Origin of the sequence: Chryseobacterium sp. OV279 (assembly GCF_900128945.1) — a bacterium.
Taxonomy (GTDB): Bacteria; Bacteroidota; Bacteroidia; order Flavobacteriales; family Weeksellaceae; genus Chryseobacterium.
Genome location: NZ_FQUD01000003.1, coordinates 284,975 through 309,986, shown reverse-complemented (window position 1 = coordinate 309,986; position 25,012 = coordinate 284,975). Strand labels below are relative to the sequence as shown.

Genomic DNA, 25,012 nt, shown 5'->3' with positions numbered 1-25,012 from the left:
CGCTTTTTCGGCAGTCTCTGTTTATTTTTAATCTTTTTCAATTGGATTATTGGTCATTCTGAGTTTCTTCGCAATCAGAGCGTCCATCTGTTTTCCGCTTTTCTTCAGTTCGTTGTAATCCAGCTTGGTTACATAACCGTCTTTCAGTTCCAGTCCAATGACGCCCGCTTTGGAATCTACATTCATCCCGGCAATATCGTCTGCTGATGTAAAGGTGTAATTCTTAATCAGTTTCCTGTATTCAGTATGGGTCATCTGCTTATTGTTTTTAGGAATAAAAGAAGTCACCGTGCTGATTTTTTTAATTTGAACCAAATCAAAAACATGATCATTTTCACTGTCTTTCACGGAAACAACAAGTCCCGGAAGTCCTGTGAATTTATAAGGACCGTCACTAACCGGAAAGTCTTTGCTGAACCACGCTTCCCATTTTCGACCTTTATAATCTGCTACCGCTTTCTGACAGTTCATCTTATTGATCTTTTTGAAATCGTTCACAATTTTCCACTTAGGAGCTTCATTGTCCGATGTTATAATGCTTACTGTTTTATATTTATCGTAGAAATTAATGGTCTTTTGAGCATAATCTTTTTCTACGGTATAATTCAGATTACGGTCGTATTGTCTGCTTTTCAAAAGAGCCGGATAGCTTTTATCCGCATTATAAGTAGAATCCCGTTCATATTTTACCCCATTCTGGAAATACGATTTTTTCCCATCCGTATCCAGATTCATATAATCCGTTATTACTGAATCTTTCTTCGCTGCATCGGGTTTCATTTTGTACTCGTAAACAAAACGGTAGCTCTGGGCAGAAAAAAAAGAAGCCCATAATAAAAACAAAAGTCTGTACATTTTTGATGATATATTGTTAAAATACTCCTGAACAAAGGCTGAATCAGCCATTTCCAAATCTAGTGAATAAATAGAAACCTGACAAAAATCTTTTTTTCCGGCCATACTTTTATTTCCCGGCGAAACGTTTTTATTATATATTTGTTAAAATTCAAAAAGACCCACATGGATAAACTTTCAGATAGAGTAAAGAGATTAGGTTACTCACAGACTTTCGTCATGTCAAACAAAGCAAGAGAAATGAAGGCCGCCGGCGTTGATGTGATCAGTCTTACCCTCGGCGAACCGGATTTTGATGTGCCGGATAATATCAAACAGGCCGCTTTTGATGCCATCAACCAAAATTACAGCCACTACTCTCCTGTTCCAGGGTTTCTTGAACTTCGTGAAGCAGTAGCCTATAAATTAAAAAGAGACAACAATCTTGAATATAAACCATCGCAGATCTGCGTTTCCAACGGAGCCAAGCAGGCGATTTTAAATGTACTTGCATCGGTTATCAATGATGGTGATGAAGTATTGCTTCCTGCACCTTATTGGGTAAGCTACGATGAAATGGTAAAAATGATGGGTGGAACTTCCGTAATGCTTCCGACTTCTTATGTTACAGATTTCAAAATAACGGCCGAGCAGCTTGAAGAATCTATCACAGATAAAACAAAAGCGATTCTTTTCAGTTCTCCGTGTAACCCATCCGGTGGATACTATACATATGACGAGCTTAAGTCTATGGCAAAAGTCATTGCGAAATATCCTCATGTGACCGTGATTTCGGATGAGATCTATGAGTACATTAACTACGAAACAAAAACCACTTCTATCGCTCAGTTCCCTGAAGTATATGAGCAGACTGCCGTGATCAACGGAATGTCTAAGGCATTTGCGATGACTGGATGGAGAATCGGGTATTCCGCCTGTCCGGAATGGCTGGCGAAAGCTTGTGAAAAGATCCAGGGACAAATGACCAGCGGAGCCAATACAGTCGCGCAGAGAGCTTCCATTACCGCTTTGAAAACAGATCCTTCTGAATACAAATACATGATCGATGCTTTCCAGAAAAGAAGAGATCTTGTTTATGATTTAATGAAAGAAATTCCAGGGTTTAAAGTTTTGCTTCCAAAGGCTGCCTTCTATTTCTTCCCGGATGTTTCCCATTACATTGGAAAAACACTGAACGGTACGGAGATTAAAGATTCTGATGATTTCGCGATGTTCTTACTGGAGCATGCTCATGTAGGTTGCGTAGGCGGTGTTTCTTTCGGAAGTCCTGAATGCATCCGTTTCTCTTACGCAGCTTCTGAAGAAGACCTTAGAGAGGCGATGAAAAGGATCAAAGAATTGCTGGCACCTTTCAATTCATAAATTGAATATAAAGTAAACAAAAAGCTCTGATTTCAGGGCTTTTTTCTTTAAATCTATTAAAAACAATTATAGATTTTATTTATCGATATTCATTTGTTTGATAGATGAAATATTTATATATTTGCACTAGAAATTTAAATATAAAAACAGAAAATTATGTCTTTAGTAGGAAAAAAATTCCCAAATGTAACAATTGATGCTATGTCTGAAATGGGTGACGATCTTAGAATCAACATCCTTGAAGAAGCTACTTCTAACCAACAAAAAGTAATCTTATTCTGGTATCCAAAAGATTTCACTTTCGTATGTCCTACAGAGCTTCACGCTTTCCAGGATGCTTTAGGTGAATTCGCTAAAAGAAACACTAAAGTAATCGGTGCTTCTTGTGATACTAATGAAGTACACTTTGCATGGTTGAACACTGCAAAAGATAACGGAGGCATCGAAGGGGTAACTTACCCGCTTTTAGCTGATACTCACAGACAGCTTGCTAACATCTTAGGAATCGTAGACCAGGATTTCGAATACAATGAAGATGGAGAAGAAACTTTCACAGGTTCTAATGTAACCTACAGAGCAACTTATCTTATCGACGAAACTGGAAAAATCTTCCATGAGTCTGTAAACGATATGCCTTTAGGAAGAAACGTGAAAGAATATTTAAGATTAATTGATGCTTACACACACGTTCAAAAACATGGTGAAGTATGTCCTGCTAACTGGGAAGAAGGAAAAGATGCAATGAAAGCTGACAGAACTTCTACAGCAGAATACTTAGCTAAGAACTAATCAAAACACTATAACAATGTAGCAATACTAGTGTAACAATATATCAGTGTAGCAATGTAACAATATTTGAAAACCTATATTTTAATTGTTACACTGGTACATTATCTAATTGCTACATTGTTAAATTTCATAAAATTTAACTTATGTACACAGAATTAACAGAAGATACCTTACAAAATATCGTTAACGACAATGAAAAAGTAGTGGTTCAGTACGGCGCCACATGGTGCGGAAACTGCAGAATCATGAAGCCTAAATTCAAAAAATTAGCCTCAGAAAACGAAGAGATTCCATTCTTATACGTAGATGCTGAAAAGCTTCCTGAAAGCAGAAAATTAGCCACTGTAGACAACCTTCCTACTTTCGCAGTTTTCAAAAACGGAGAATTGGTGAATCAGGTACAGAGCAACCAGGCAGAAAGTTTAATTAACCTTTTTAACGAACTACAATAATGAAATTACCCGTAATCAGACAGTTTTATCAGAACCAGACTCCTGAGAATCTTGAAAAAACGTTAGAGGTTTTAGAAAGCTTCTGCGAGTTCAGAGGAACCAGTGAAGAAGATCTGAACGTAGCAGGAGAACTGATCACCAATATCTGTGGTGCTTTGGAAGTACACGCCAGTGTTCAGAACGGAATGAGCGAAAAAGACGCTTTAAATTCTTTTGCACAGAAGGTCTTAGGATCTATTGATAAATAATTTTTTTCTTTATTTAATCATTTAAAGATTTAATAATTAAAAGATTCAAACACAATACTACTGAGGCTTTCCTCGATACTATATTTTCTCCATTCTTTAATTTCATTGATAACACGTGCTTCAAAGCTTCTGTAATATGCCATTGCTGATGCGGTTGCCGTTGTTTGTATAGATTAAGGAATCCTATTAAAAATCCCGGTGAATGTCATCTGGATTTTTTGGGTTCAAATGTTTTGTTAAAACACGAATGACACGAATTTTTTACACTAATTACACGAATGTTTTAGCCTGTCAATTGTGATATTTGTGAAGCCATTTGTGGTATTTGTGGTTAAAAATTGAAAGATTCAAGCATTCAAAGATTTAAAGATTGCAGATAAAAAAATCCTGATGAAATAGATCACCAGGATTGTATATTGATGCTAGAATAATGTTTTAAAACTCATCATTCATAACTTAAAACTCATCACTAAATTTAGCTTCTTCTGCTCATCAGGATTCTAAGAATATACCAGAACAACAGCATAATAGACGCAAAAAGCTGTAAAGAAGCTCCCACATACTGTCCCGTCGTATATACATTTTTAAGCTTACTGGTTTCATACAGAATACTTGCAGAAGCCAGCACCATCATTCCTACCGAGAACCAAAGCCCCAGGTTGAATCCGAAAATAGCGCCTGCTACAATCAGTCCAATCGAAAGAAAACCTCCGATGATGATGATATTTCTTAAGAATGAAAAATCTCTCTTAGATGTAAATGCGATCAGTGAAAGTCCCGCAAACATCGCAATCGTAAGCATAGCAGCCTGGAAAATAATATTCCCACCACCCTGCATTCCTGCAGCGATATAAAGCATTGGCATAAAGATCACCGCTTCCAGAATGATGTAAAATCCTAATCCGAAATACTGCGTCGTTCTGCTCTGTGAAAGCGACCATTTCGAAGCCAGCATAGAAGCCAGCCAAAAAACACCGATAATCAGTAGCCAGGTATATTTCTGCCCGAACATCATCGCAATGATTTCTACCGGAACCGTTTTCAATAAAATAGTTTCAACCCCGATAAACGCAAGGATTGATAAAGCAACATGTAAATACGTTTTTCTGTAAAAAGCCGCCTTTTCCACCTCTGAGGAATGAGCAACTAAAACATCTGTCATCATAGTTATTTTTTATTTGAACATTAAATTATTTATCTTTCTTCGCAGGCATCACCCCAAGGATTTTTCCATCCTCTTCAAATACAGCCATAATCACCTCTTTTGAAGAAGAATCTCCGGCGTATTTATAATTGATGCTTGGCAAACTGGACCCATCCATTAATTTGTGGTAACCTGTTTTTAAAATTTCAAGCTTCTTGTTCACATCAAACCCTTCCTTCACCTTTTTCAGAACATCATCCGTAACGATTTCTTTCACTTTCTCTGAAAGAAGTGCATCAACTGCTGGTCGGTCCGAAGATTTTAGGGCATCAACAAACTTGAGAAAATTGTCATTATACAGATTAATCTTCTCTTTGCTAAGCTGTGCAGGCACCTCTTTCTGAGCCTTCTCAACCTTTACTCCAGTCACTTTCTGAGCAAACATCAGCTGTGCAGCAAACAATGTAAGTCCTAAAAATATTGTCTTCATAATCTATTTGGTATTTGTTGAAATAAGTGAGTTAAGATACGAAAATCAGACCACTTCCAAAAATTTCATCGTATCTACATTGTCGGCATAGGTATCGAGAGCCGGATGCTGGGCCTCACCAAAAGGAATGGAGTCTAATCCAAGCTCTTCTTTAGCTACGATACACTGGATATCTCCCTCATTTTCAGCAAGGAAACTTTTCACTTCATCAAGTGATGAATATCGACTGAAATTGATCACAGAAAGCGGACTGAAAAGTTTATCATCTTCTTTCAGCATTACAAAATTATTATCCCAGAACAGATCACGATTCAGAAGGTAAACCGCTCTGTTATAATCGTAATTGTTTGCATATTTATGATGATTGATGATATCCTGGAATCCTGTAAAACTTTCAAACAGCCTGTCGATCACAAAATCCTCCGGAATAAAAATTCTGGTCACATTTCTGCATCCAAGCCCGAAATATCTGAAAATATCTTCGGCCAGAAGCTGAAGCTCTTCAGGAGTCTCATCTCCCTTTAAAACCGCCGCAGAAGTTCTGTTTTTTCTGATGATGCTCAAATGATCTTTAAAATAATATTCAAGATATCTGGCCGTATTATTACTGCCTGTCGCAATCACCGCATCGAAATTCTCGAGTCTTTCAACGAATTCAAACGGTATGGTACCACCGGAAAATTCATTCCATTTTTCTAACAGGAACGGAACCATTCGTTTATCCTTTGAAGATAATTTGATTAATGGGATATGACCGCTTAAAACCACAGATATTACATCGTGAAACCCAACCAGAGGAATATTTCCAGCTAGGATCAATCCTACTCTTTTTGAAGCTTTTGAAACGGAATAGTTTCCGATCCAGTTATTTATATTTTCCTGAGTAAGCAGCTGGGTCCATTCATTCAGAGCAAACTTTTGGTTTTCCATGGTAAACCACGGATTTTCTATTTCGGATCTTTTCAGCAGTGATTCAAACTCATTATCATGATCATTATAATCCGCAGAATCCTTTGCTAAGAACTCTTTTATGTACTCGCTTAACTTAATAAGTCCTAAAACTTGATTTTCGATATTCATAATTACTTTTAAATTGGGGAATATTTTGTAATTTTGTGCAAATTTAAAAAAAATTAGCGATGGCTATTAAAATAACTGATGAATGCATTAATTGTGGTGCCTGTGAACCGGAATGCCCAAATAATGCCATATATGAAGGGGCCGTAGACTGGAAAGCTTCTGAAGGTACTGCTCTTGCAGGTACTGTAACCTTGCCGTCAGGACTTACTGTAGACGCAGATTCGCCACAGGAACCTGTGAGTGATGATGTATATTTCATTGTAACCGATAAATGTACGGAATGTAAAGGATTCCACGAAGAACCTCAGTGTGCAGCGGTCTGCCCGGTAGATTGTTGTGTTCCTGATGAAGACCACGTAGAATCTGATGAAGCGCTGCTTAATAAAAAAGCGTTCTTACACGGTGAATAATAAAGGCTCCGTCTCAGCGTTGAGGCGGTTTTTTTAACTACAAATTTCAAAGAATCTAGTAAAATATCAATAACAAAATCGCAAGTCCGTAAAATTCTTGCACAACCAAAAAAGTAAAAATATGAGCAAAAAGCACAACTTCAGCGCAGGGCCATGCATCTTACCTCAGGAGGTATTCGAAAAATCAGCAGAAGCTATTTTAGATTTTAACGGTATTGGATTGTCTCTTCTTGAAATTTCGCACAGAAGTAAGGATTTCGTTGCCGTAATGGACGAAGCGCGTGCCATTGTGAAAAGACTGATGAACCTTGGCGATGATTATGAAGTACTTTATTTAGGAGGCGGTGCAAGCCTGCAGTTTGCGATGGTTCCTTACAACCTGTTGAAAGTAGGCGGAAAAGCTGCTTACACGGATACCGGAACATGGGCAGCAGGTGCTGTAAAAGAAGCTAAAAAACTGGGAACTGTGGATGTGGTAGGTTCTTCCAAAGAAGAAAACTACTCGTTCATCCCTAAAGATTATACAGTAGGTTCAGAATATGATTATTTCCACTGCACCTCAAACAATACCATCTACGGAACTCAGATGAAATCTTTCCCGGAAGTGGATACACTGATGGTTTGCGATATGAGTTCTGATATTTTCTCAAGACAATTAGATTTTTCTAAATTTGATCTGATCTACGCAGGAGCTCAGAAAAACATGGGACCTGCAGGGGTAACTTTAGTGGTTATCAAAAAAGAAATTCTTGGAAAGACAGGAAGAGAAAATATGCTGTCTATACTGGATTATTCTCAGCACATTTCCAAAGAATCGATGTACAATACCCCTCCTGTTTTCCCTGTTTACGCCTCTCTTTTGACGTTACAATACCTGGAAAAGAATGGCGGTATTGCAGCAGCGGAAGCAAGAAATGAAGCAAAAGCAAAACTTTTATATGATGAGATTGACAACAATCCTCTTTTTGAAACGTTCTGTGTAAAAGAAGACCGTTCTCTCATGAATGTCTCTTTCAAACTGATCGACGAGAGCAAAAAAGAAGAATTTGACAATGCATGGAAGGCTGCAGGAATCAGCGGACTGAACGGACACAGAAGTTTAGGTGGATACAGAGCAAGTTTATACAACGCTTTACCTATTGAAAGTGTGCAGGTTCTGGTAGACGTGATGAGATCAATTAAATAATTTAAGCATAAAAAAATTCAAAGATTGAAAGATTTAGAGCAGTTAATAAAAATTTATTAATTTGCGCCCCGATTTAATAATGATTAAACAGCTGAATTTTTCAATCTTTAAATCTAAATAACACATGAAAGTTTTAGCAAACGACGGAATCTCAAAAACAGGAGAACTGGCCCTTACAGAAGCAGGATTTGAAGTCCTGCCCAACAGAGTGGCACAGGATCACGTGATTAATTTCATTAATGAAAATAACGTGGATATTCTTTTGGTAAGAAGCGCGACGAAAGTAAGACAGGACATGATCGATGCATGCCCAAGCCTAAAAATCATAGGACGCGGAGGGATCGGAATGGATAATATTGACGTAGATTATGCTAAAAGCAAAGGCATCAAAGTGATCAACACGCCTACAGCATCTTCAAAATCAGTAGCTGAACTTGTTTTCGGACACTTTTTCGCACTGGCAAGATTCCTTCACGAATCGAACCGGCTGATGCCATTGGAAGGGGAAACTCATTTCAATGCCATGAAAAAGTCATTCAGTAAAGCATATGAACTTTCAGGAAAAACACTTGGAGTAATCGGCTTTGGAAGTATAGGTCAGGAAGTGGTGAAAATGGGAATTGCATTAGGAATGAAAATCAAAGTATTGACAAAAAACCCGAAGACAAAAGTTCTTACCCTGGACTTTTTCGACGGACAGCGTCTGAATTTTGAAATCACGTCCACCAATGATATGGATGCATTCCTTAAAGACACAGACTTCATCAGCATCAATACCCCAAAAACGAATGAATATATCATAGACACGCCTCAGTTTGAAAAAATGAAAGACGGCGTCTACATCGTGAATACTGCAAGAGGCGGTGTCATCAATGAAGTAACCCTTCTGGATTTCATCGAATCTGAAAAAGTGGCGGGAGCGGCACTGGACGTTTTTGAAAACGAGCCAAGTCCGGAACTTCCTTTGCTGATGAACCCTGCACTATCCCTTTCTCCTCACGTAGGAGGAAACACAGTGGATGCCCAGGAAAAAATCGGCGCAGAACTTGCAGAACAAATTATTAAGCTACAAAAAGAAACCATAAGATAAAATATGCCTGTTTTTAAACCTTTCCGTGGAATCAGACCTCATAAAGACTTTGAGAGCACTTTCCCTACGCATCCGCTGGACAATTTCACCCAAGAGGAGATTGCAGAGAAAGCTCAAGTTGAAAATACTTACATCAACATGATTAAGCCCTACGTTGTAAGTAAATCTAAAGATATTGACCGGAATTTAAGGAAGATCCGTTCAACGTTTGAAGAACTTCTGGATGAAAAGAAACTGATCCAGGACAGTTCTGCGTACTATCTTTATGAGCAGATCTACCCCAATAAACAGATTTTCAGAGGCTTGCTTGGATTAGCGAGTATTGAAGATTTCTGGAACGGAAAGATCAAAAGACATGAAAGTACCATTCCTCAGAAAAAGGAAAAACTGGCTCATTATCTGGAAAAAGTAAGCCTTCAGGCTGAACCGGTACTTCTTACCTATCCTTCGAATTCCAAGATTGAACTTCTGATGAATCATGAAGAGAAGAATGTTCCTATTTTCAACCATATCGATTCTATCGGGATCAGACATAAGATATGGAGAATAGACAACCGTCTGAAACTTCAGCAGTTCAAAGAAGTAATTGATCAGATCGACTCTTTCTACATTGCAGATGGCCACCACAGGATCGGATCTACCGCTCTGAATGCCAAGCATCATAAAGAGAAAAACAAGAGACACAACGGTACGGAAGCCTATAATTTTGTATACAGTTTCATCGTATCCAACCAATCGATCAAGATTCATGATTACAACAGGATCTTAACCGACCTTAATGGACTTACCAGTGAAGAATTTTTAAAAGAACTGGACCAGTACTTCCTGATCCACGAAAAAGGGGAAACATCCTATTTCCCTTCTCAGAAATTCCATATCTCCATGTATCTGGATGGTAAGTTCTATTCCCTTCACGTAAAACATGATCTCCGTTCAAGAGAAATGTCTCTGGACAATCTTGACCATCATCTTTTGGATAAATACATCTTCAAAAATATCCTGAAAATAGAAAATTCCGATAGCTCTGAGAAGATCTCCTACGCAAAAGGAACTTCTAATCTACAGGGAATTAACTTTTTAAAGGAGAAAATAGACAGTGGCGAAGGAAAAGTCGGTTTCGGTATTTATCCCGTAAGTTTCAATGATATGATTAAAATTTCAGATCTGAAACTGAGCATGCCTCCGAAATGTACATTCATTGAACCCAAATTGGTTACAGCACTCTTAATGTACGATATGAAACCTTAATAAATTACTAATTTTTCCCTACTTTTATAAGCGGAAAAAGAAAGGTAAATAAAAAATGAAAAAAATCTTCATTATACTTCCACTCTTTTTGAGTGGATTTTTATTTTCTCAAAAAAAGCCCCAGAAAAAACCTGTAAAAAAGGCGACCACGGCGAAATTCAACTATCATGATGAGTTTAAAAAGATCTCGGATGAGATCATGACCAACGGCGCAGCCTATGATAATCTCGGCGAGCTTACCAAAGGGATAGGACCGCGATTCAGTGGAACTTCCGGCTATGTAAAAGCGGTGGAATGGGCAGAAAAAAAGCTCAAATCTATCGGTATTGAAATGATCTGGAGAATGGAAGCTAAAGCTCCGGTCTGGATAAGAGGAAAAGAATCTCTGGAGATAAAACCCGCTAACGGGGATTGGAAAAACATCAGAATGCTTTCTTTCGGAAATTCTGAAGGCACAGGCGGAAAAGATCTTACGGGGGAAATTGTTTTAATCAATTCCACTGCCGAACTTAATGCCATGTCCGTGGGGCAATTGAAAGGTAAAATAGCTTTCGCTAATCTTCCAATGGATCCAAAGATCATTAATACAAATGATTCTTATCTGGCCACTGCAAAATCCAAATTAATATCTGCTTCCGTGATTGCAAAAACAGGAGCAAAAGCTTTAATTATAAGATCGTTAACAACAGCAATGGATGATATACCTCATGCCAAAATGGTGTATTACGAACCTGATGACAAAGTAAGAATTCCGGCCCTATCCATTGGAGTAAGATCTGCTGACGAATTAGAAAAATTACTGAAAAATCAAAAGGTTACCGCCAAAATAAATATGACTGCACAGTCAAAAGGCGACACGACCAATCCCAATATCATTGCTGAAATTCAAGGTAAAAAGGATGCAAAAGTGATCGTTTTAGGAGCTCAATTAGACTCGTGGGATTTTGGGGAAGGCGCTATTGATGACGGAACCGGTATTGCACAGTGCATTGAAGTTTTAAGAACGTTCAAAGCGCTTGGTATTGAAAATAATCATACGATAAGAGTTGTCTTTTATGCCAACAGCGAAAACGGAGGACAGGGACGCGAAATGTATGCAGCCTATGTGAAAAAAAAGGATGAAAAACATGTTTTTGCTTTAGGAACAGATGCGGGAGGATATTCACCAAGAGGATTTTCCTTAGATATGCCGCCACAAAGACGAAAGCAGATTTTCGAATGGAAAAACTATTTCCTTCCTTACGGGATTTATGATTTTGACCAGACTGAAGCTATTCAGGATATATCCCCACTGAAAAAGCTGGATATTCCTTTGGCAGAACTGGTGGTAGATACTCAAAGGTACTTCGATTACCATCACTCTGAACAGGATACTTTTGATAAAGTAAACAAAAGAGAACTTCTTTTGGGTGCTGTTGCCATGACACAGCTGATCTTTATGATCGATAAAAACTGGTAATATGAACAAGACCTTCACCCTTTCCCTTTTATTAGCAGGAATGGCTGTTTTCGGGCAGTCAAAGGAAGACTCCATCCAGTTCAGTAAGATCTCCACAGAAATCCTGAACAATGGAAAAGGCTATACCGACTTAAAAGATCTTACCAAAAACATTGGAAACCGTCTTAGTGGAAGTGAAGCTTATGAAAAATCGGTGAAATGGGCAGAACAGAAACTGCGCGATGCAGGTGCTGATAAAGTATGGCTTCAGGAAGTGATGATTCCGGTTTGGGTCAGAGGAAAAGAATCTCTGCAAATCAAAACGGCAGATGGAACATGGAAGAAACTGAAAATGCTTTCCCTGGGAAATTCTGAAGGGACAGGTGGAAAAGATGTATCGGGAGAGATTATTATGGTGAGGTCTTTGGAAGAATATGACAAACTTCCTTCATCTCAAGTAAAGGATAAGATTGTATTCTTTAACTACCCTTTTAATCAGTCACATGTACAAACTTTTATTTCTTACAGAGAGGCCGGAGCGTACCGACGTTCTGCGGCTAATTTAACGGCTCAGAAAGGTGGAAAGTTCGCTGTCATCAGATCTTTATCTTCAGCATTTGACGATGTTCCCCATACGGGTAATATGCGGTATGATGATAACATTTCTAAGGTTCCGGCCGTAACCATCGGAAATACAACAGCAGATGAGCTGGAATTATTATTAAAAAATAAAAAAGTTACGGCAAAACTCAACTCCAACTGTGGCATGAAAGGCGAGAAACTCTCCCATTCTGTCATCGGCGAGATCACCGGAAAAAAAGACCAGAGCGTGATCGTGGTCGGAGGACATCTTGATTCCTGGGATGTAGGGGAAGGAGCGCATGACGATGGTGCTGGAATTGTTCAGAGCATTGAAGTTCTGAGAACATTTAAAAAATTAGGCATTCAAAATAACCATACCATCAGAGCGGTCTGCTTTGCCAATGAAGAAAACGGAACAAAAGGTGGAAAACAATACGGGAAAACAGCGAAAGAAAGCAATGAAAAGCATCTTTTTGCGATAGAATCTGACGCCGGAGGTTTTTCTCCGAGAGGAATTTCCCTGGAAATGGATGACAACAACAGAAAGCAGATCCAAAGCTGGGTCAATCTGTTCCTGCCTTACGGAGTCTATAACTTTGAAGGAAAATACTCAGGCTCAGATATTGCTCCGCTGCATGAAATGGGAGTTCCTACGGCAGAACTCGTCCCTGATCCTCAGCGTTATTTTGACATTCACCACACAGAAGAAGACACCTTTGAAAAAGTCAACCGCAGAGAACTCCTTTTGGGAGCAGCGGTCATGACTCAACTTATTTATATGATTGATAAAAACTGGTAAACTATGAAAAAGATAATTGGAACTTCATTATTATTTTTAGGAATGGCTGCTTTTGGCCAGTCTAAAGAAGATTCGATACAGTTCAGTAAAATTTCTACGGAAATTCTAAACAATGGAAAAGGCTACACAGAGCTTAGGGATTTAAGCAAGAACATTGGCCACCGTCTCAGTGGTTCCGCAGCGTACGATAAAGCCGTAAAATGGGCAGAACAGAAGCTTCGTGATGCTGGCGCCGATAAGGTATGGCTTCAGGAAGTAATGGTTCCCGTATGGACGCGGGGAAAAGAATCCCTACAGATCAAAACAGCAGACGGAAAATGGAAAAACCTGAAGATGCTTTCACTGGGAAATTCTGAAGGTACAGGCGGAAAAGACGTTTCAGGTGAGATCATCATCGTGAAATCTATGGAGGAATATGACAAGCTTTCATCAGATCAAGTAAAGGATAAGATCGTGTTCTTTAACTACCCTTTTAGTCAGTCTTTTGTGGAAACATTCAGAGGCTACGGCGATGCTGCAAAATATAGAGTAACTGCCGCTTCATTAACGGCTAAAAAAGGCGGAAAATTTGCGATAGTGAGATCTCTGTCTTCAGCTTTTGATGATGTTCCCCACACCGGAGCGATGCGTTATGAGGATAAAGTGTTGAAGATTCCGGCTATAGCTATAGGAAGTACAACGGCAGACGAGCTTGAAGCTCTTTTAAAAACGCAGAAAATTACCGCAAAACTGAACTCCAATTGTGGAATGAAGGGTGAAAAGCTCTCCCACTCTGTGATTGGCGAAATAACAGGTAAAAAAGACCAGAGCGTTATTGTGGTCGGAGGACACCTGGATTCATGGGATGTTGGTGAAGGAGCACATGATGACGGAGCCGGAATTGTTCAGAGCATTGAAGTTTTGAGAACGTTTAAAAAATTAGGCCTTAAAAACAATCATACGATCAGAGTCGTTTGCTTCGCTAATGAAGAAAATGGCGTAAAAGGCGGTATCCAATACGGAAAAACAGTAAAAGAGAAGAACGAGAAACATATTTTTGCCCTTGAATCTGATGCCGGAGGTTTTGCTCCAAGAGGTATTGCCCTGGAAATGGATGATCAAAAAAGAAATCAGATCAAAAGCTGGGCTGGCCTTTTCCTGCCTTATGGCGTTTACAATTTTGAAGGCAGATATTCGGGAACGGATATTTACCCGCTTCACGATATGGGAGTTCCTACCGCTGAATTAGTGCCGGATTCCCAGAGGTATTTCGATATCCACCATACAGAAGAGGATACCTTCGAAAAAGTGAACAGAAGAGAGCTTCTTCTGGGTGCGACGGCTATGACCCAGATGGTTTATATGATTGATAAAAACTGGTAGGGTTTTACCTTTAGAATACTTTTGCCTTTACAAGTGAAAGATGTTGTCAACAGGTTGATTTTGGTGAAGCTAACGGCTTTTCAGGATTAACTTGTTGATTTTTTTATTTAATCTGTATGTGAAAAATCTCCCGCAGATTCCTCAGATCGCGCAGATTTTATTATTGTGAATATAAAAATCTTTGATTTTTAAAAGACTTATGTGAACTTTCTGTTTTCAAAGCATTCACTTTAAAATAACTAAAGTGTCAAAAATCTTTTGTGACTTTTGTGGTTAATAATTTCACAGATTCCATGCGGTTTCTATTTTTTAAATTTCTTCACCATTCTCCTGTATTTGAATTCATAAAGGAAACTTTTCCAATAATGTCGTAATCCACCACCCGATTCCCAGTTAATATCAAACTTCTCTCCTTCCAAAGAATAACCTGGCTGTATAATCTTAACATGAAGCATTGGCGGATTATCTTTTATTTTTTCATAATAGTCAGGCTCCATATTTGATTTTCTGTAATATTGAATTTCGATAATCGTTTGTTTCTGTGATGCTTTAAAAATGTAAAGATTAATATCATACAAATCCTGATACTCTTTTTTTACTAATTCAATAACAGCATCTAGCGGCAAAGGTATTTTATATCTGTTGATCTTATTCCTTAATTTTCGCATTTCCCGAAAGTCTTCTCCGAATTCATTAAAATCTGAAACAATAAAAGTAGGTTGATGAGATATTTTATTCCAGCAATATTCTTCTGCCATTTTTATAAGCCTGGCAGCCATACTCTGTATATTTTCTTCTAAACTTTCAGGAGTCACTTATTATAGATTTATGCAAACTTAAAGTTACTTAATCATAAAAACAAGTTAAAAAATTCACTTTGGCATGAAATTCGCAAGCTAAATCATTGAAAAAAAATTATTTAAGCACAAACGATGAGAAAAGGTTACCGCGGAATATTCAGTTTCCGCTGAGCCGGAATAAGGCTGTCATCATATCTGATATAGTCGTATTTTCTTAGATACCGTATACAACGGAAGAGATAATCCTCTTATCAATTCCATTTTACGATGCAAACTGTGTACGGTGTCAAAGCTCATGAATCCTTTGTCGGGATTCAATACTGCTTTTAAATTAAAATTTTCTGGGTAACTTAAAGTATACCCTGATGTAAGACAATCAAACGGCCATATGATCATGACCTTAGCCAAGTATAACCATGATCCGTGCGCTATTAATGTATAACGGAATAATTCCGGACCGTTCTATGAAAGAATGGAAAACAGATGTATAACCCTTAAAAAGAGATTATGATGAGAGATTTTTTTGAAATGATTTTTAAGAGAAATGAAGATGCCGCAAAAATGAATATCTGGAGCCTGATGCTTCTGCTAAGCTTTGCTGTTTTTTCCGTATTGGTATATTTTATATATGCTACCAAACCAGGCTTTAACAGCTTAATAGTATATCTTACTGCATTTGCAGCTTATCTGGGCTTTGGACTTGTATTTATCAACTCCCTTACCGGAAAAATGAATTCTTCCCAAATGAGGAAGAAATCCAGACACGCATAACTTTAATTTCAATTTTACTAGAAAACCGTTCAATAAATTTGAACGGTTTTTTTATGATCTACGGCTATGGTAATTTCCAACTATTTTTAATTTCGCGCAGATTTCCATATGATCCCGATTGAATTATTTTAAACCATTAAGGTCAATGAAGATCATAAGAAAAAATCAAACGTTTTTTAAGCAACTTCACTTAAAGCAAAGCTAATCTTAAATACTCATAAAGGCTTAAAAATCTTAATGATTCAAGTTTAAAAAGATGGGTATAATCTAAACATTTTATATTATTTTTCTAACCACAAAAGGCACCAAAGTTTTTAATCCTAACCACTTTAGAACACCTTAGTTTTAAAAGTTTCAATATCCTGAAAACAGGAAGATCACAGAAGCCGAAAATCAAAGATTTTCATAAGAACTTAAGTGTACTTTCTTTTCGCAATCAATTCAACTTTAAAATAACTAAAGTGTTAGTAAGCTTTTGTGACTTTTGTGGTTGAAATCCTTGTTTAGTCCCAAAAGTCATACACGCACCAACCCTAAACTCTAAGACTCTCAAACTCTCCCACTCAAATCACACCTTCAAAAACTCCTTCTTCTCCAATTTCACCTCCATTACCTTTCCGTCTCTTCTAATTTTCACATTGATGGCATTCTGCCCGCTTTCAACTCTGTTGAGGAAATAGTGGCAAGCACCGTCTTTGTCCAGATTTTCCAGATTGGTATTGTTGATACTGATGATCGCATCTCCTACTTTCAGTGGGAAGTTCTCTTCCTGGAATACGAAAGCAACGGTAGGTTTTGCATCGATAAAACGGTATCCGAAGCCGAAAGACTCCAGTTTGGCGAGTTCATTTTTGATGCGTTTCATGTAGATTTTATTTCCGGTCCAGTCGAGGATGAAAATAAAGTTTTTAAAGAAATCATTTCCGATCAGGCTTGTGCTTCCGGTAGCGATAATTTCATTTGAAAAGCTCTCATTGCCCAAAGACAAACCTGCTGTCCTGAAAATATAGCCCGGAGCAGGCTTTGCAGCCCCATAAGCGCCCACTGAGTTAGTTCCGTATACTTCTACACTCTTTAAAGCTTTTTCGGCATTATATGCGTTGTCTGCGATTTTTAATCTTCCGGAAAATCCGGTATCGAAAGTAAGATCTATTTTTTTGCCCTGTAAATCGGTTTCTACGACAGGGGTTTTCTGCGCTCTCGGACTGAAGGGAATGACAATATCAAAATCTGCAGGATTAAACTGAGCAAGATCTTTTGACGCTTCCATTGAGTTTTCCGAGTAATTGATTTTCCAGAACAGCTTCGCCATTTGGTTCGCTCCCAGAATGCCGTCTATTTTAAAACAGCTCAGTTCCGAAATACTGAAATCCATCACCACAGCTCCTACATCCTTGAAAACGGCTTTATCAACGATCATTTCCGGCAGAATGGTAAAAATCTGTTCGTGTTTATTTTTCTGTGAATCCTTTACGGTACTTCTGTGTTTTTTCTCCAGGCCCAGTTCAGTATAAACCGCTGTAGAAATCACGGTAGGAGCTCCGGTATCAAACAAAAAATTGTATGATTTCCCGTTGATGCTCACCTGTACAAAAGGCAGATCATTGGCAAATCTCAGGTTGATCTTTTCTACCGGATTCTGAAGCTGTACTTCTCCGCTTTTGAAGAATTTCTTCCCTTGTGCGGAAATGGTGGTTGTGGAGAGAATGAGAAGGGTGTAGAGGATTTTTTTCATGAAATTACTTTACACGAAAGTAAGGAAATTTAGGAAAAAATATTAAATATTCTGACAGTCTATTTATAAATTATATTTCTAACATTAAAATAAGTTATATACTTCTCTGTAATTCAATTTCTGGCATTTCATCATATGTCCTTCCGTTCAGTATTCTTCCGGCAGCTTTTTTATTCTTTCCTCCCCACTGTTTAAAGAAAAAAGCGACCTCACTTTTATTACATTGTTCTTGGATATCAATAACCCAATCAGCATCCATAGGTCTCGGTTTATGTCCACTTTCGCCCCCCACAATAACCCAATCTATATTTGTAAGATTTAAATCAGGTAAGGGACCAATTAAGGGTTCAAGAGATAAGAATTTAACTTTAGCATTTGTGCCTCTGAGAAAATCAATTCTATCTTTGACTTTCTCATTTTCAACAGAAACTCCCATCCAAATATTATGTGACCATTTAAGTTCAGCATGCAACTCCAGAAGCCTTTCTGCTCTCTTGGTTAAAACCTGAAATACGTGTTGAGGATTGTTATTCATAACTTTAAATACTTTTTTAATAAAGTCTAATGGTATATCCTTATGAAATAAATCGCTCATTGAATTAACAAATACAACCTTAGAGTTTTTCCATGTATATGGTGTATCTAAAGCATCTTCATGAATTCTAACTTCAAAATTATCTTTATACTTTTCCAGGCCCATGGCTTGTAATCTTTTGGACATAATTTCAGCATAACAAAATTTACATCCTGCTGATATTTTATCACATCCTGTAGTAGGGTTCCAAGTCATTTCTGTCCACTCTATACTAGATTGTGCCATTGTTAAATTTTTTTGTTATACTATTTGCAATATTTATAGCAACCCTTGTATCTGATGCCATAAAAAAGTGAAACATTATAGAATTATTTTTATTTTTTAAAACATAGGGCTTTGATACGAATTTAAAAAGATTTTTCAATCTTTCTTCATATAATTTTGCTGCTTTTTCAACTGCATTTTGTTCTTTTGTTATTTTTTTTTCTTCTCCAAATAAAGTATGAACTGTAGATTCTTGATAAAAGTAAGGTAGTATTTCATCTTTAGTCATACCTAAAAACATTTCTAGTTTAGCTATCCAAGCTTCTGAAATATTTCCATCTTTCTTTAATAAACGATTTAATCCTATGCCAGTAGGAACTAAAATCCAAATATCAACTGAATTTTGTTTTAATGTTTGTAGAGATTTCCAGTTAACCTGCATACCATAAGGATCAATATATGCTAATGATTTATATTTTTTTTTCTTTCCAGAAAGAAATCTACTCATTGACTCAATTTTTTCATTGCAATCATGATTAGCAACATGTATACAGTTTTTCCTAGTCGGAAATGTATCATGTAAAGTTTTCTTAAGACTTTCTGCAAATTCTTTTTCTTTTTCAACAAAATAATATAAATCAAAACCTCTTGGTTGCTCAATTTCTAAAATTCTCTTTGCTGCACCTACAATACAATTTTTATCTTCTCCTATAATTTCTCCAGAACCTGCAAAACCATCAAAATATAATAATTGCCAATTATACATGTCAGCATACTTTTTCATTATAGTTAAGTATGCTTTAGCATATTCAATTAAAATTTCAATTTTATTTTCCGTCCAATTTCCTCCAAACTCATTCATGTTTTATTATTTTTTTAGTACAGTAAGATATAAAAATGCTAAAAATATCAATTCTGGGAAACCGTATTTCTACTGAATTTCAAGTAAAAACAAAAAAAAGCCGTCCTCACGGACGGCTTTCAATATTTTAAATTCTCAATTACTGTACTTTCACAAGCTCAACATCGAAAACTAACCAAGCGTTTGGTGGAATAACACCTCCTGCTCCTCTTTCTCCGTAAGCCATTGCTGGTGGGATCAATAAGGTAGCCGTTTCGCCTTCTTTAAGCAATAGGATTCCTTCATCCCATCCTTTGATTACTCTTCCCATTCCGATTGGAATTTCGATAGGCTCGTTTCTTTTGAATGAAGAATCGAATTCTGTACCGTCGATTAATTTTCCTGCATAGTGTACAGATACATTATCACCAGACTTAGGAGCTTTTGCACCTGCCACTGTTTTTGTGATTTTGTAGTATAATCCTGATTCTGTTTTCTGCATTCCAGCTTTAAGGTCTTCAACCATTTTCTCCTGGTTCGCTTTAAATTCTTCTTCTTTTTTCTTTCTGTCAGCCTCTTCTTTAGCGATATAAGCTTTATTGTTTTCCGCGATTTTAGCTTTTCCTTCTGTGAAAGTTTTTGATGCATCGTAGTTTTTGTAAGCATCACCTTTTCCGAAAACAGAAACTTTCTCTAAAACGATATCCGTTTTAGGCTTGTCCTGAGCTCCTTTTTCTACGTTAGCGATTGCATCGATTACATCGTTACCTTTCACTACTTTTCCGAAGATCGTGTGTCTTCCGTCTAACCAAGGAGTAGCCACTTCAGTGATGAAGAACTGAGAACCGTTTGTATTAGGTCCGGAATTCGCCATAGAAAGGATTCCTTTTCCTGTATGTTTAAGGTCGTTTTTCTCATCCTCGAATTTATATCCCGGATCTCCCATTCCTGTTCCCTGAGGATCACCTCCCTGGATCATGAAATCTTTGATCACTCTGTGGAAAATAGTTCCGTCATAAAAAGGAACGCCTTTCGCCTTAGCTTTGTTATCTATTTTCCCTTCTGCAAGACCGATAAAATTGGCTACAGTTACTGGTGCTTTTTTGTCTTCGAACTGCACGATCAGGTTTCCTTTAGAAGTCTGAAGATTTGCATAAAGTCCGTCATTAAGACCTTCGTAAGTTTCTTTGTCTACGTTCATTTTTTTATAGATTGGGGTACAACTCATCAGCGAGATACTTGCCGCTGCCAGAATTATATTCTTGTTAAACAATTTCATTATTTATAGAGCTTTTAATTTTATGATCAATGGTATATCGTTGTCTATATTCTTTTCGTCTCCAAAAGTCCCGTAGGCCAGTGAAGAAGGTACCAAAAGCGTTACTTCCTCTCCATCATGCATAAAACGCAAAGCATTCTCTACCGCTTTCAGTTCATCAAAATGCCCGAATCTGGCATCTCTTCTTTCAAAAGGTTTATCGTAGATCTTGGTTTCATCAAAATCATACAGATCATAAGAATAAGAGATCGGCGTATCATCCGCTCTTCTTGTCCTCTGATCAAAACCTTCAACCGTTACCCAGTAATTAAGCTGTGTAGGATAATACTTCACAGACTGGCCCTTGATCCAATCCTGAATCTGGCCTCTTTCTATGGTATTCAGATTCCTCATCCTTTCCTTGGAAACATCCAGATCTTTCTGGCTCAATACTCCGCCAACGGGAGGATGGGCCTCGGGAGCTTTCCGGTTACAGCTTAGCAGACATACTGCTGATATGAAGAGTAATTTTTTCATAAACTTTTGCGAAAATACGCATTTCGGGGAAATATTGTTCAATAGGTTTTAAAAAATTTTGGAGAAAATGGTGAAGAATTTTCCAGGGGTGGAATTATGGGAGATTTAAAGATTAAAAAAAATTAACCACAAAAGTCACAAAAGCTTAGAAAACACTTTAGTAATTTTTAAAGTTAATAGATTGTACATAGAAAGTACACTTAAGTTCTTATGAAAATCTTTGATTTTCTGCTTCTGTGATCTTATTGTTTTCAGGATGGTAAAACTTTTAAAACTTCAGTGTTCTAAAGTGTTTAACATTAAAGACTTTTGCCTCTTTTGTGGTTGAATTAATGAAATATTTAAAACAAAAAATCACCCCGTAAAGAGGTGATCTTATATTTTGATATTGAAATATTATTGAATGGTCACTTTAATCATCTGTGGCAGAGAAGGAAGTGTATTGAACGGATTCGGGTTGGCTAGCTGCTGTACCGGCAGGCTTTCCGTTTGTGCCGGCTGAGATCCGATATGAGCACCTGGGTAAGAACTTACCAAAGTTCCACTGTCAAAAAGCCCCATGATGGAAGAGATATCACCTCTTGTAGAACCATCTACCCCATTATTCATGGTTGCCGCAAACCAGTCATTAGATTGTCCGTACATCGTTACCAGTGCAATACGGTCTCCTTTACGGGCAGAAATTGTTTGTGATACTTTCCCGCCGTTTTTCCCGTCTATTCTGGGCTTTAAAACAGTATTCGCAGGATCTTTAAGAACAAATACTTCTTTTACACCGGATTGGGTTTTAAGGAAATTCGCAAGAACATCTGCATTCCCTTGCTGGGAAAGTTCCTTCAGACCTTGTCCGCGGTCATTCTCTCCTGTTTTAAAAATAGGACTTTCATTACCGCTGTACACGACGACTAATACTGGTGAAAACGGAGAATTCGGGCCTGTAATTCCGGTAAGATATTGGGTTAAAGCCGTTAATTTTCCGGTTTCAGCAAGATCTGTCAGTCCGTTAGCTGATAATTTACCCGGCGTAAAAATAGGATCTTCTTTTAACAGTGTACTTCCTGAACTATGAGATACTGTCCATACACCGGCGCTGATAGGTGTTTCATTGGCTGTACCGCCTGAGGTATTGGTTAATTTTAAAGTAAATTTTGTGCCCCCTTCAAAGGTAAGCTCAGCTTTTAGCAATTGTGAAGCAGGCGTACTCAATGCAACTTCCATAATATTCTTTGGAGTTGTTTCTGCTGTTCCCGGAGGAGTAAATGGGGCTGCAGGAGCCTGATTGACGCGTGTCCCGTTATCCCAGAGTCTGATCTGTGAAGACACATTCCCGGTTACCGGATCTCCGTTATCCTGATATAGTTTTATCCCCGGATTGGCAGGAGCAAAAAAAAGATCATAGCTCTTTCCGTACATCGCTGCAAAGCTGATAGTCTGCCCTTTTCCTGCGTAAAAACTGAAAGAAGTGGATTCTCCCGGATTAAGAACCGGTGATGATCCCGCATTCTGGAAAGTTCCGGACTGTGATAATGATTTACCTTCAATGATATTTTCTACAGTGATTACGGCTGAATCATTGACTGCCAATTCTCCATCATCATCAGTACTGCACGAAGAAAAAGCTAAAACGCTCATTAAAGAAAGCAGACCAAGAGGTCGTTTGAACTTTACAAATTGCATAGTATTCTAAATTTTCTGAAAAATTACCAATATTTAACGAGAAAATAAAAAAACCGGCAGAATAAATTTCCGCCGGTCCTATATTGAATCAAATAATGCTTATATTAAACAGTCTCCAAAACATCTTTTTCAACCACAACTCTCCATCCGAAAGGATCTTCGCTAAGGTTATTCTGAAGGTCTGTAAGATCTTTCTTAAGTAAAGCTGCATAGCTTTCCTCATCGGATAATCTTGGAAGTTCAAGCTTCACACCTTCATATCCTAAAGCCTGGAATATAGTGGTTACTACTGCTGTTCCTACTCCCCAAACTTCTTTCAATGTTCCGTTTTTCTGAGCTTCTACCACAGTTTTCACTGCTACAGGCTCTATTTTCACTTCAATTCCTCTTTTCTTAGCCAATTGGATGAAGCTGTCTCTTGTTACTCCGTCAAGAATTTTTTCAGAAGTCGGCGGCGTATAGATGGTATCGTTTATTCTTACAAATACGTTCATTGTTCCACTCTCTTCGAAATATTCGTGGGTAGCATCATCCGTCCAGATGATCTGCTCATATCCTTCCTCGATAGCAAGTTGTGTAGGATAGAATGAAGCCGCATAGTTACCTGCTGCTTTAGCTGAACCTACTCCTCCGCTGGCTGCTCTTGAATAATGATCTGAAATTTTTACAGAAACAGGTTCTGAATAATAGCTTTTCGCCGGTGTTGCCACGATGGCAAACATATATTTATTGGCAACTCTTGCTTTTAGTGCTTCTTCCGTAGCAAAAATCAAAGGTCTGATATATAAAGACATTCCTTCTCCCTGTGGAATCCAGTTTCTGTCGATATCTACCAATGCCTTTAATCCGTCTAAAAACATTTCCTCAGTTACTTCAGGCATGGCCAGACGGCTTGCTGATTTATTGATGCGTTCAAAATTCTTTTCTGGCCTGAAAAGGAAAACCTGCCCGTCTTTGTCTTTATAAGCTTTCATACCTTCAAAACAAGCTTGTCCGTAGTTCACCCCCATCATGGCCGGAGTAAATGGTATAGGACCGTAAGGAACCAATTTTACATCACCCCATTTTCCATTTTCATACTCACATATCACCATATGGTCAATAAAAGTACTTCCAAATGAAAAATTGTTCGGATCAAAGTCCGAAAGTCTGGAGTTTTCAGTTTTTTGAATTATCATTTTTAAAAATTTTTACGATGTTCTACAAATTTAACATAATTTTCTAAATATAAAAATTTTGGAGTAAATTTGACAAAAAAATAGCTTGAAAAGAGAGATTAAGACCACAAACGACGGTAGTAAAACATTGTTTATCAATGATTTAAACGAAAACTACCATTCTCATCATGGAGCGCTTCAGGAAGCAGAACATGTGTTTATCAAAAACGGATTAAATCAATTAAATGATTACGAAATTAATATTTTAGAACTCGGTTTTGGAACAGGTTTGAATGTTTTGGTGACAATTAATGAATATTTAAAAACTGACAAAAATCATGTCATCAACTATTTTTCGCTTGAAAAATACCCCATAAATGAATCTGAAATTAATGATTTGGCCTACTATGAGCATTTTGATAACCCGGAATTCAAAAATATTTATCAAAAAATTCATCAGGCTGAATGGGGAAAATCCACTGAAATCATTACCGGTTTTAATCTAAAAAAGATAGAATGCGACTTCTTTGACCTGAAAACCATAGACTTACCAAAAATAAACCTGGTATACTTTGACTGTTTTGGAGCGAGAGTACAGCCTGACCTTTGGGAAAAACCACTGTTTGAAATGGTTTCCGACAAAATGTCCGTTAACGGTTTGTTAACAACCTACTCTTCTAAAGGAAGCGTCAGAAGAATTCTTCAGGAACTGAATTTTAAAGTAGAGAAGAAACAGGGACCACCGGGAAAACGCGAGATGATTAACGCTATAAAGATGGAAGATCAGGAAAACACTGAAGGCTAAGAAGCGAAAGCAAGCCTATGGAACCTATAGATAAATTTGCAGATCGCTGTATTGGCCCTTTGCACTTATTTCCTTATTTTAGCTATACAAAATATTA

The 25,012-nt window shown here is 37.7% G+C and carries 25 protein-coding genes; 13 read left to right on the top strand and 12 right to left on the bottom strand.

Translation table 11 applies throughout. From position 1 onward, the window contains the following. Positions 1–27: 27 nt before the first annotated feature. A complete protein-coding gene (locus BUA72_RS13795) occupies positions 28–960 on the bottom strand; it encodes a GLPGLI family protein (protein ID WP_083544217.1) in 933 nt (310 codons plus the stop codon). Positions 961–1,020: 60 nt separating this feature from the next. On the opposite strand from BUA72_RS13795, the gene BUA72_RS13790 reads away from it, so the two are divergent. From BUA72_RS13790 to BUA72_RS13775, 4 genes are all read left to right on the top strand, one after another. Beyond that, positions 1,021–2,217, top strand: a complete 1,197-nt coding sequence (locus BUA72_RS13790) for a pyridoxal phosphate-dependent aminotransferase (RefSeq protein WP_072923400.1) — start codon at positions 1,021–1,023, stop codon at positions 2,215–2,217. Positions 2,218–2,373: 156 nt separating this feature from the next. Then, positions 2,374–3,006, top strand: a complete 633-nt coding sequence (locus BUA72_RS13785; protein ID WP_034727580.1) for a peroxiredoxin — start codon at positions 2,374–2,376, stop codon at positions 3,004–3,006. A 143-nt stretch (positions 3,007–3,149) separates the two neighbouring features. Then, positions 3,150–3,458, top strand: a complete 309-nt coding sequence (locus BUA72_RS13780; protein WP_034727578.1) for a thioredoxin family protein — start codon at positions 3,150–3,152, stop codon at positions 3,456–3,458. Next, entirely contained in the window at positions 3,458–3,706 is a 249-nt protein-coding gene (locus BUA72_RS13775; RefSeq protein WP_034727575.1) for a DUF6952 family protein, read from the top strand. The genes BUA72_RS13780 and BUA72_RS13775 overlap by 1 nt, the downstream gene beginning before the upstream one ends. Before the next feature lie 475 nt (positions 3,707–4,181). Here the strand turns inward: BUA72_RS13775 and BUA72_RS13770 are convergent, their stop codons facing one another. Genes BUA72_RS13770 through BUA72_RS13760 form a run of 3 tightly spaced genes read right to left on the bottom strand, consistent with a single transcriptional unit; the run spans position 4,182 to position 6,420 of the window. Further along, on the bottom strand, positions 4,182–4,871 hold the full coding sequence (locus BUA72_RS13770; RefSeq protein ID WP_047453509.1) for a Bax inhibitor-1/YccA family protein: 690 nt from the start codon (positions 4,869–4,871) through the stop codon (positions 4,182–4,184). A 25-nt stretch (positions 4,872–4,896) separates the two neighbouring features. Then, complete coding sequence (locus tag BUA72_RS13765; RefSeq protein WP_072923399.1) at positions 4,897–5,340, bottom strand: peptidylprolyl isomerase; 444 nt, start codon at positions 5,338–5,340, stop codon at positions 4,897–4,899. 45 nt (positions 5,341–5,385) lie between these two features. Further along, positions 5,386–6,420 (bottom strand): aldehyde dehydrogenase family protein, encoded by a 1,035-nt coding sequence (locus tag BUA72_RS13760; RefSeq protein ID WP_047453514.1) that lies wholly within the window; start codon positions 6,418–6,420, stop codon positions 5,386–5,388. A 59-nt stretch (positions 6,421–6,479) separates the two neighbouring features. Here BUA72_RS13760 and BUA72_RS13755 point away from each other — a divergent pair, with 59 nt between their 5' ends. The 7 genes from BUA72_RS13755 (at position 6,480) to BUA72_RS13725 (ending at position 14,535) form a co-directional block, all read left to right on the top strand. Beyond that, a complete protein-coding gene (locus BUA72_RS13755; RefSeq protein WP_034727562.1) occupies positions 6,480–6,830 on the top strand; it encodes a 4Fe-4S binding protein in 351 nt (116 codons plus the stop codon). A 121-nt stretch (positions 6,831–6,951) separates the two neighbouring features. Then, positions 6,952–8,016 carry a 3-phosphoserine/phosphohydroxythreonine transaminase gene (gene serC / locus BUA72_RS13750; RefSeq protein WP_047453516.1) on the top strand — a complete coding sequence of 355 codons (1,065 nt, stop codon included), beginning with the start codon at positions 6,952–6,954 and terminating at the stop codon, positions 8,014–8,016. A 124-nt stretch (positions 8,017–8,140) separates the two neighbouring features. After that, positions 8,141–9,106: a D-2-hydroxyacid dehydrogenase gene (locus tag BUA72_RS13745; RefSeq protein WP_047453518.1), complete on the top strand. Its 966-nt coding sequence runs from the start codon at positions 8,141–8,143 to the stop codon at positions 9,104–9,106. 3 nt (positions 9,107–9,109) lie between these two features. Next, positions 9,110–10,354, top strand: a complete 1,245-nt coding sequence (locus BUA72_RS13740; protein ID WP_072923398.1) for a DUF1015 domain-containing protein — start codon at positions 9,110–9,112, stop codon at positions 10,352–10,354. A 55-nt stretch (positions 10,355–10,409) separates the two neighbouring features. Beyond that, positions 10,410–11,813 (top strand): M20/M25/M40 family metallo-hydrolase, encoded by a 1,404-nt coding sequence (locus tag BUA72_RS13735; protein ID WP_083544216.1) that lies wholly within the window; start codon positions 10,410–10,412, stop codon positions 11,811–11,813. Between the two features lies 1 nt (position 11,814). Next, entirely contained in the window at positions 11,815–13,173 is a 1,359-nt protein-coding gene (locus BUA72_RS13730; RefSeq protein WP_072923397.1) for a M28 family peptidase, read from the top strand. A 3-nt stretch (positions 13,174–13,176) separates the two neighbouring features. Beyond that, positions 13,177–14,535, top strand: a complete 1,359-nt coding sequence (locus tag BUA72_RS13725) for a M20/M25/M40 family metallo-hydrolase (RefSeq protein ID WP_072923396.1) — start codon at positions 13,177–13,179, stop codon at positions 14,533–14,535. 302 nt (positions 14,536–14,837) lie between these two features. On the opposite strand, the gene BUA72_RS13720 is transcribed toward BUA72_RS13725, so the two are convergent. Next, complete coding sequence (locus BUA72_RS13720; protein WP_072923395.1) at positions 14,838–15,350, bottom strand: hypothetical protein; 513 nt, start codon at positions 15,348–15,350, stop codon at positions 14,838–14,840. A gap of 492 nt (positions 15,351–15,842) precedes the next feature. On the opposite strand from BUA72_RS13720, the gene BUA72_RS13715 reads away from it, so the two are divergent. Continuing rightward, positions 15,843–16,106 (top strand): hypothetical protein, encoded by a 264-nt coding sequence (locus tag BUA72_RS13715; RefSeq protein WP_139259616.1) that lies wholly within the window; start codon positions 15,843–15,845, stop codon positions 16,104–16,106. 568 nt (positions 16,107–16,674) lie between these two features. Here BUA72_RS13715 and BUA72_RS13710 read toward each other — a convergent pair. The 7 genes from BUA72_RS13710 to BUA72_RS13680 all read right to left on the bottom strand — a co-directional run bounded on the left by BUA72_RS13710 (position 16,675) and on the right by BUA72_RS13680 (position 24,131). Then, positions 16,675–17,841 carry a retropepsin-like aspartic protease gene (locus BUA72_RS13710; protein ID WP_072923393.1) on the bottom strand — a complete coding sequence of 389 codons (1,167 nt, stop codon included), beginning with the start codon at positions 17,839–17,841 and terminating at the stop codon, positions 16,675–16,677. A 94-nt stretch (positions 17,842–17,935) separates the two neighbouring features. After that, a complete protein-coding gene (locus tag BUA72_RS13705) occupies positions 17,936–18,661 on the bottom strand; it encodes a DUF5131 family protein (RefSeq protein ID WP_072923392.1) in 726 nt (241 codons plus the stop codon). Further along, complete coding sequence (tcmP, locus tag BUA72_RS13700) at positions 18,648–19,502, bottom strand: three-Cys-motif partner protein TcmP (protein WP_072923391.1); 855 nt, start codon at positions 19,500–19,502, stop codon at positions 18,648–18,650. The genes BUA72_RS13705 and tcmP overlap by 14 nt, the downstream gene beginning before the upstream one ends. 139 nt (positions 19,503–19,641) lie before the next feature. Continuing rightward, positions 19,642–20,682, bottom strand: coding sequence for a peptidylprolyl isomerase (locus tag BUA72_RS13695; RefSeq protein WP_228407911.1), 1,041 nt, complete (start codon positions 20,680–20,682; stop codon positions 19,642–19,644). A gap of 81 nt (positions 20,683–20,763) precedes the next feature. Next, entirely contained in the window at positions 20,764–21,276 is a 513-nt protein-coding gene (locus tag BUA72_RS13690) for an FKBP-type peptidyl-prolyl cis-trans isomerase (protein WP_034727537.1), read from the bottom strand. Between the two features lie 396 nt (positions 21,277–21,672). Beyond that, a complete protein-coding gene (locus BUA72_RS13685) occupies positions 21,673–22,953 on the bottom strand; it encodes a spondin domain-containing protein (protein WP_072923389.1) in 1,281 nt (426 codons plus the stop codon). A gap of 104 nt (positions 22,954–23,057) precedes the next feature. Beyond that, positions 23,058–24,131 (bottom strand): branched-chain amino acid aminotransferase, encoded by a 1,074-nt coding sequence (locus tag BUA72_RS13680; protein WP_072923388.1) that lies wholly within the window; start codon positions 24,129–24,131, stop codon positions 23,058–23,060. 85 nt (positions 24,132–24,216) lie between these two features. Between BUA72_RS13680 and mnmD the strand changes: the two genes are divergently transcribed. Next, entirely contained in the window at positions 24,217–24,915 is a 699-nt protein-coding gene (mnmD, locus tag BUA72_RS13675) for a tRNA (5-methylaminomethyl-2-thiouridine)(34)-methyltransferase MnmC2 (protein WP_047453536.1), read from the top strand. Positions 24,916–25,012 lie beyond the last annotated feature (97 nt).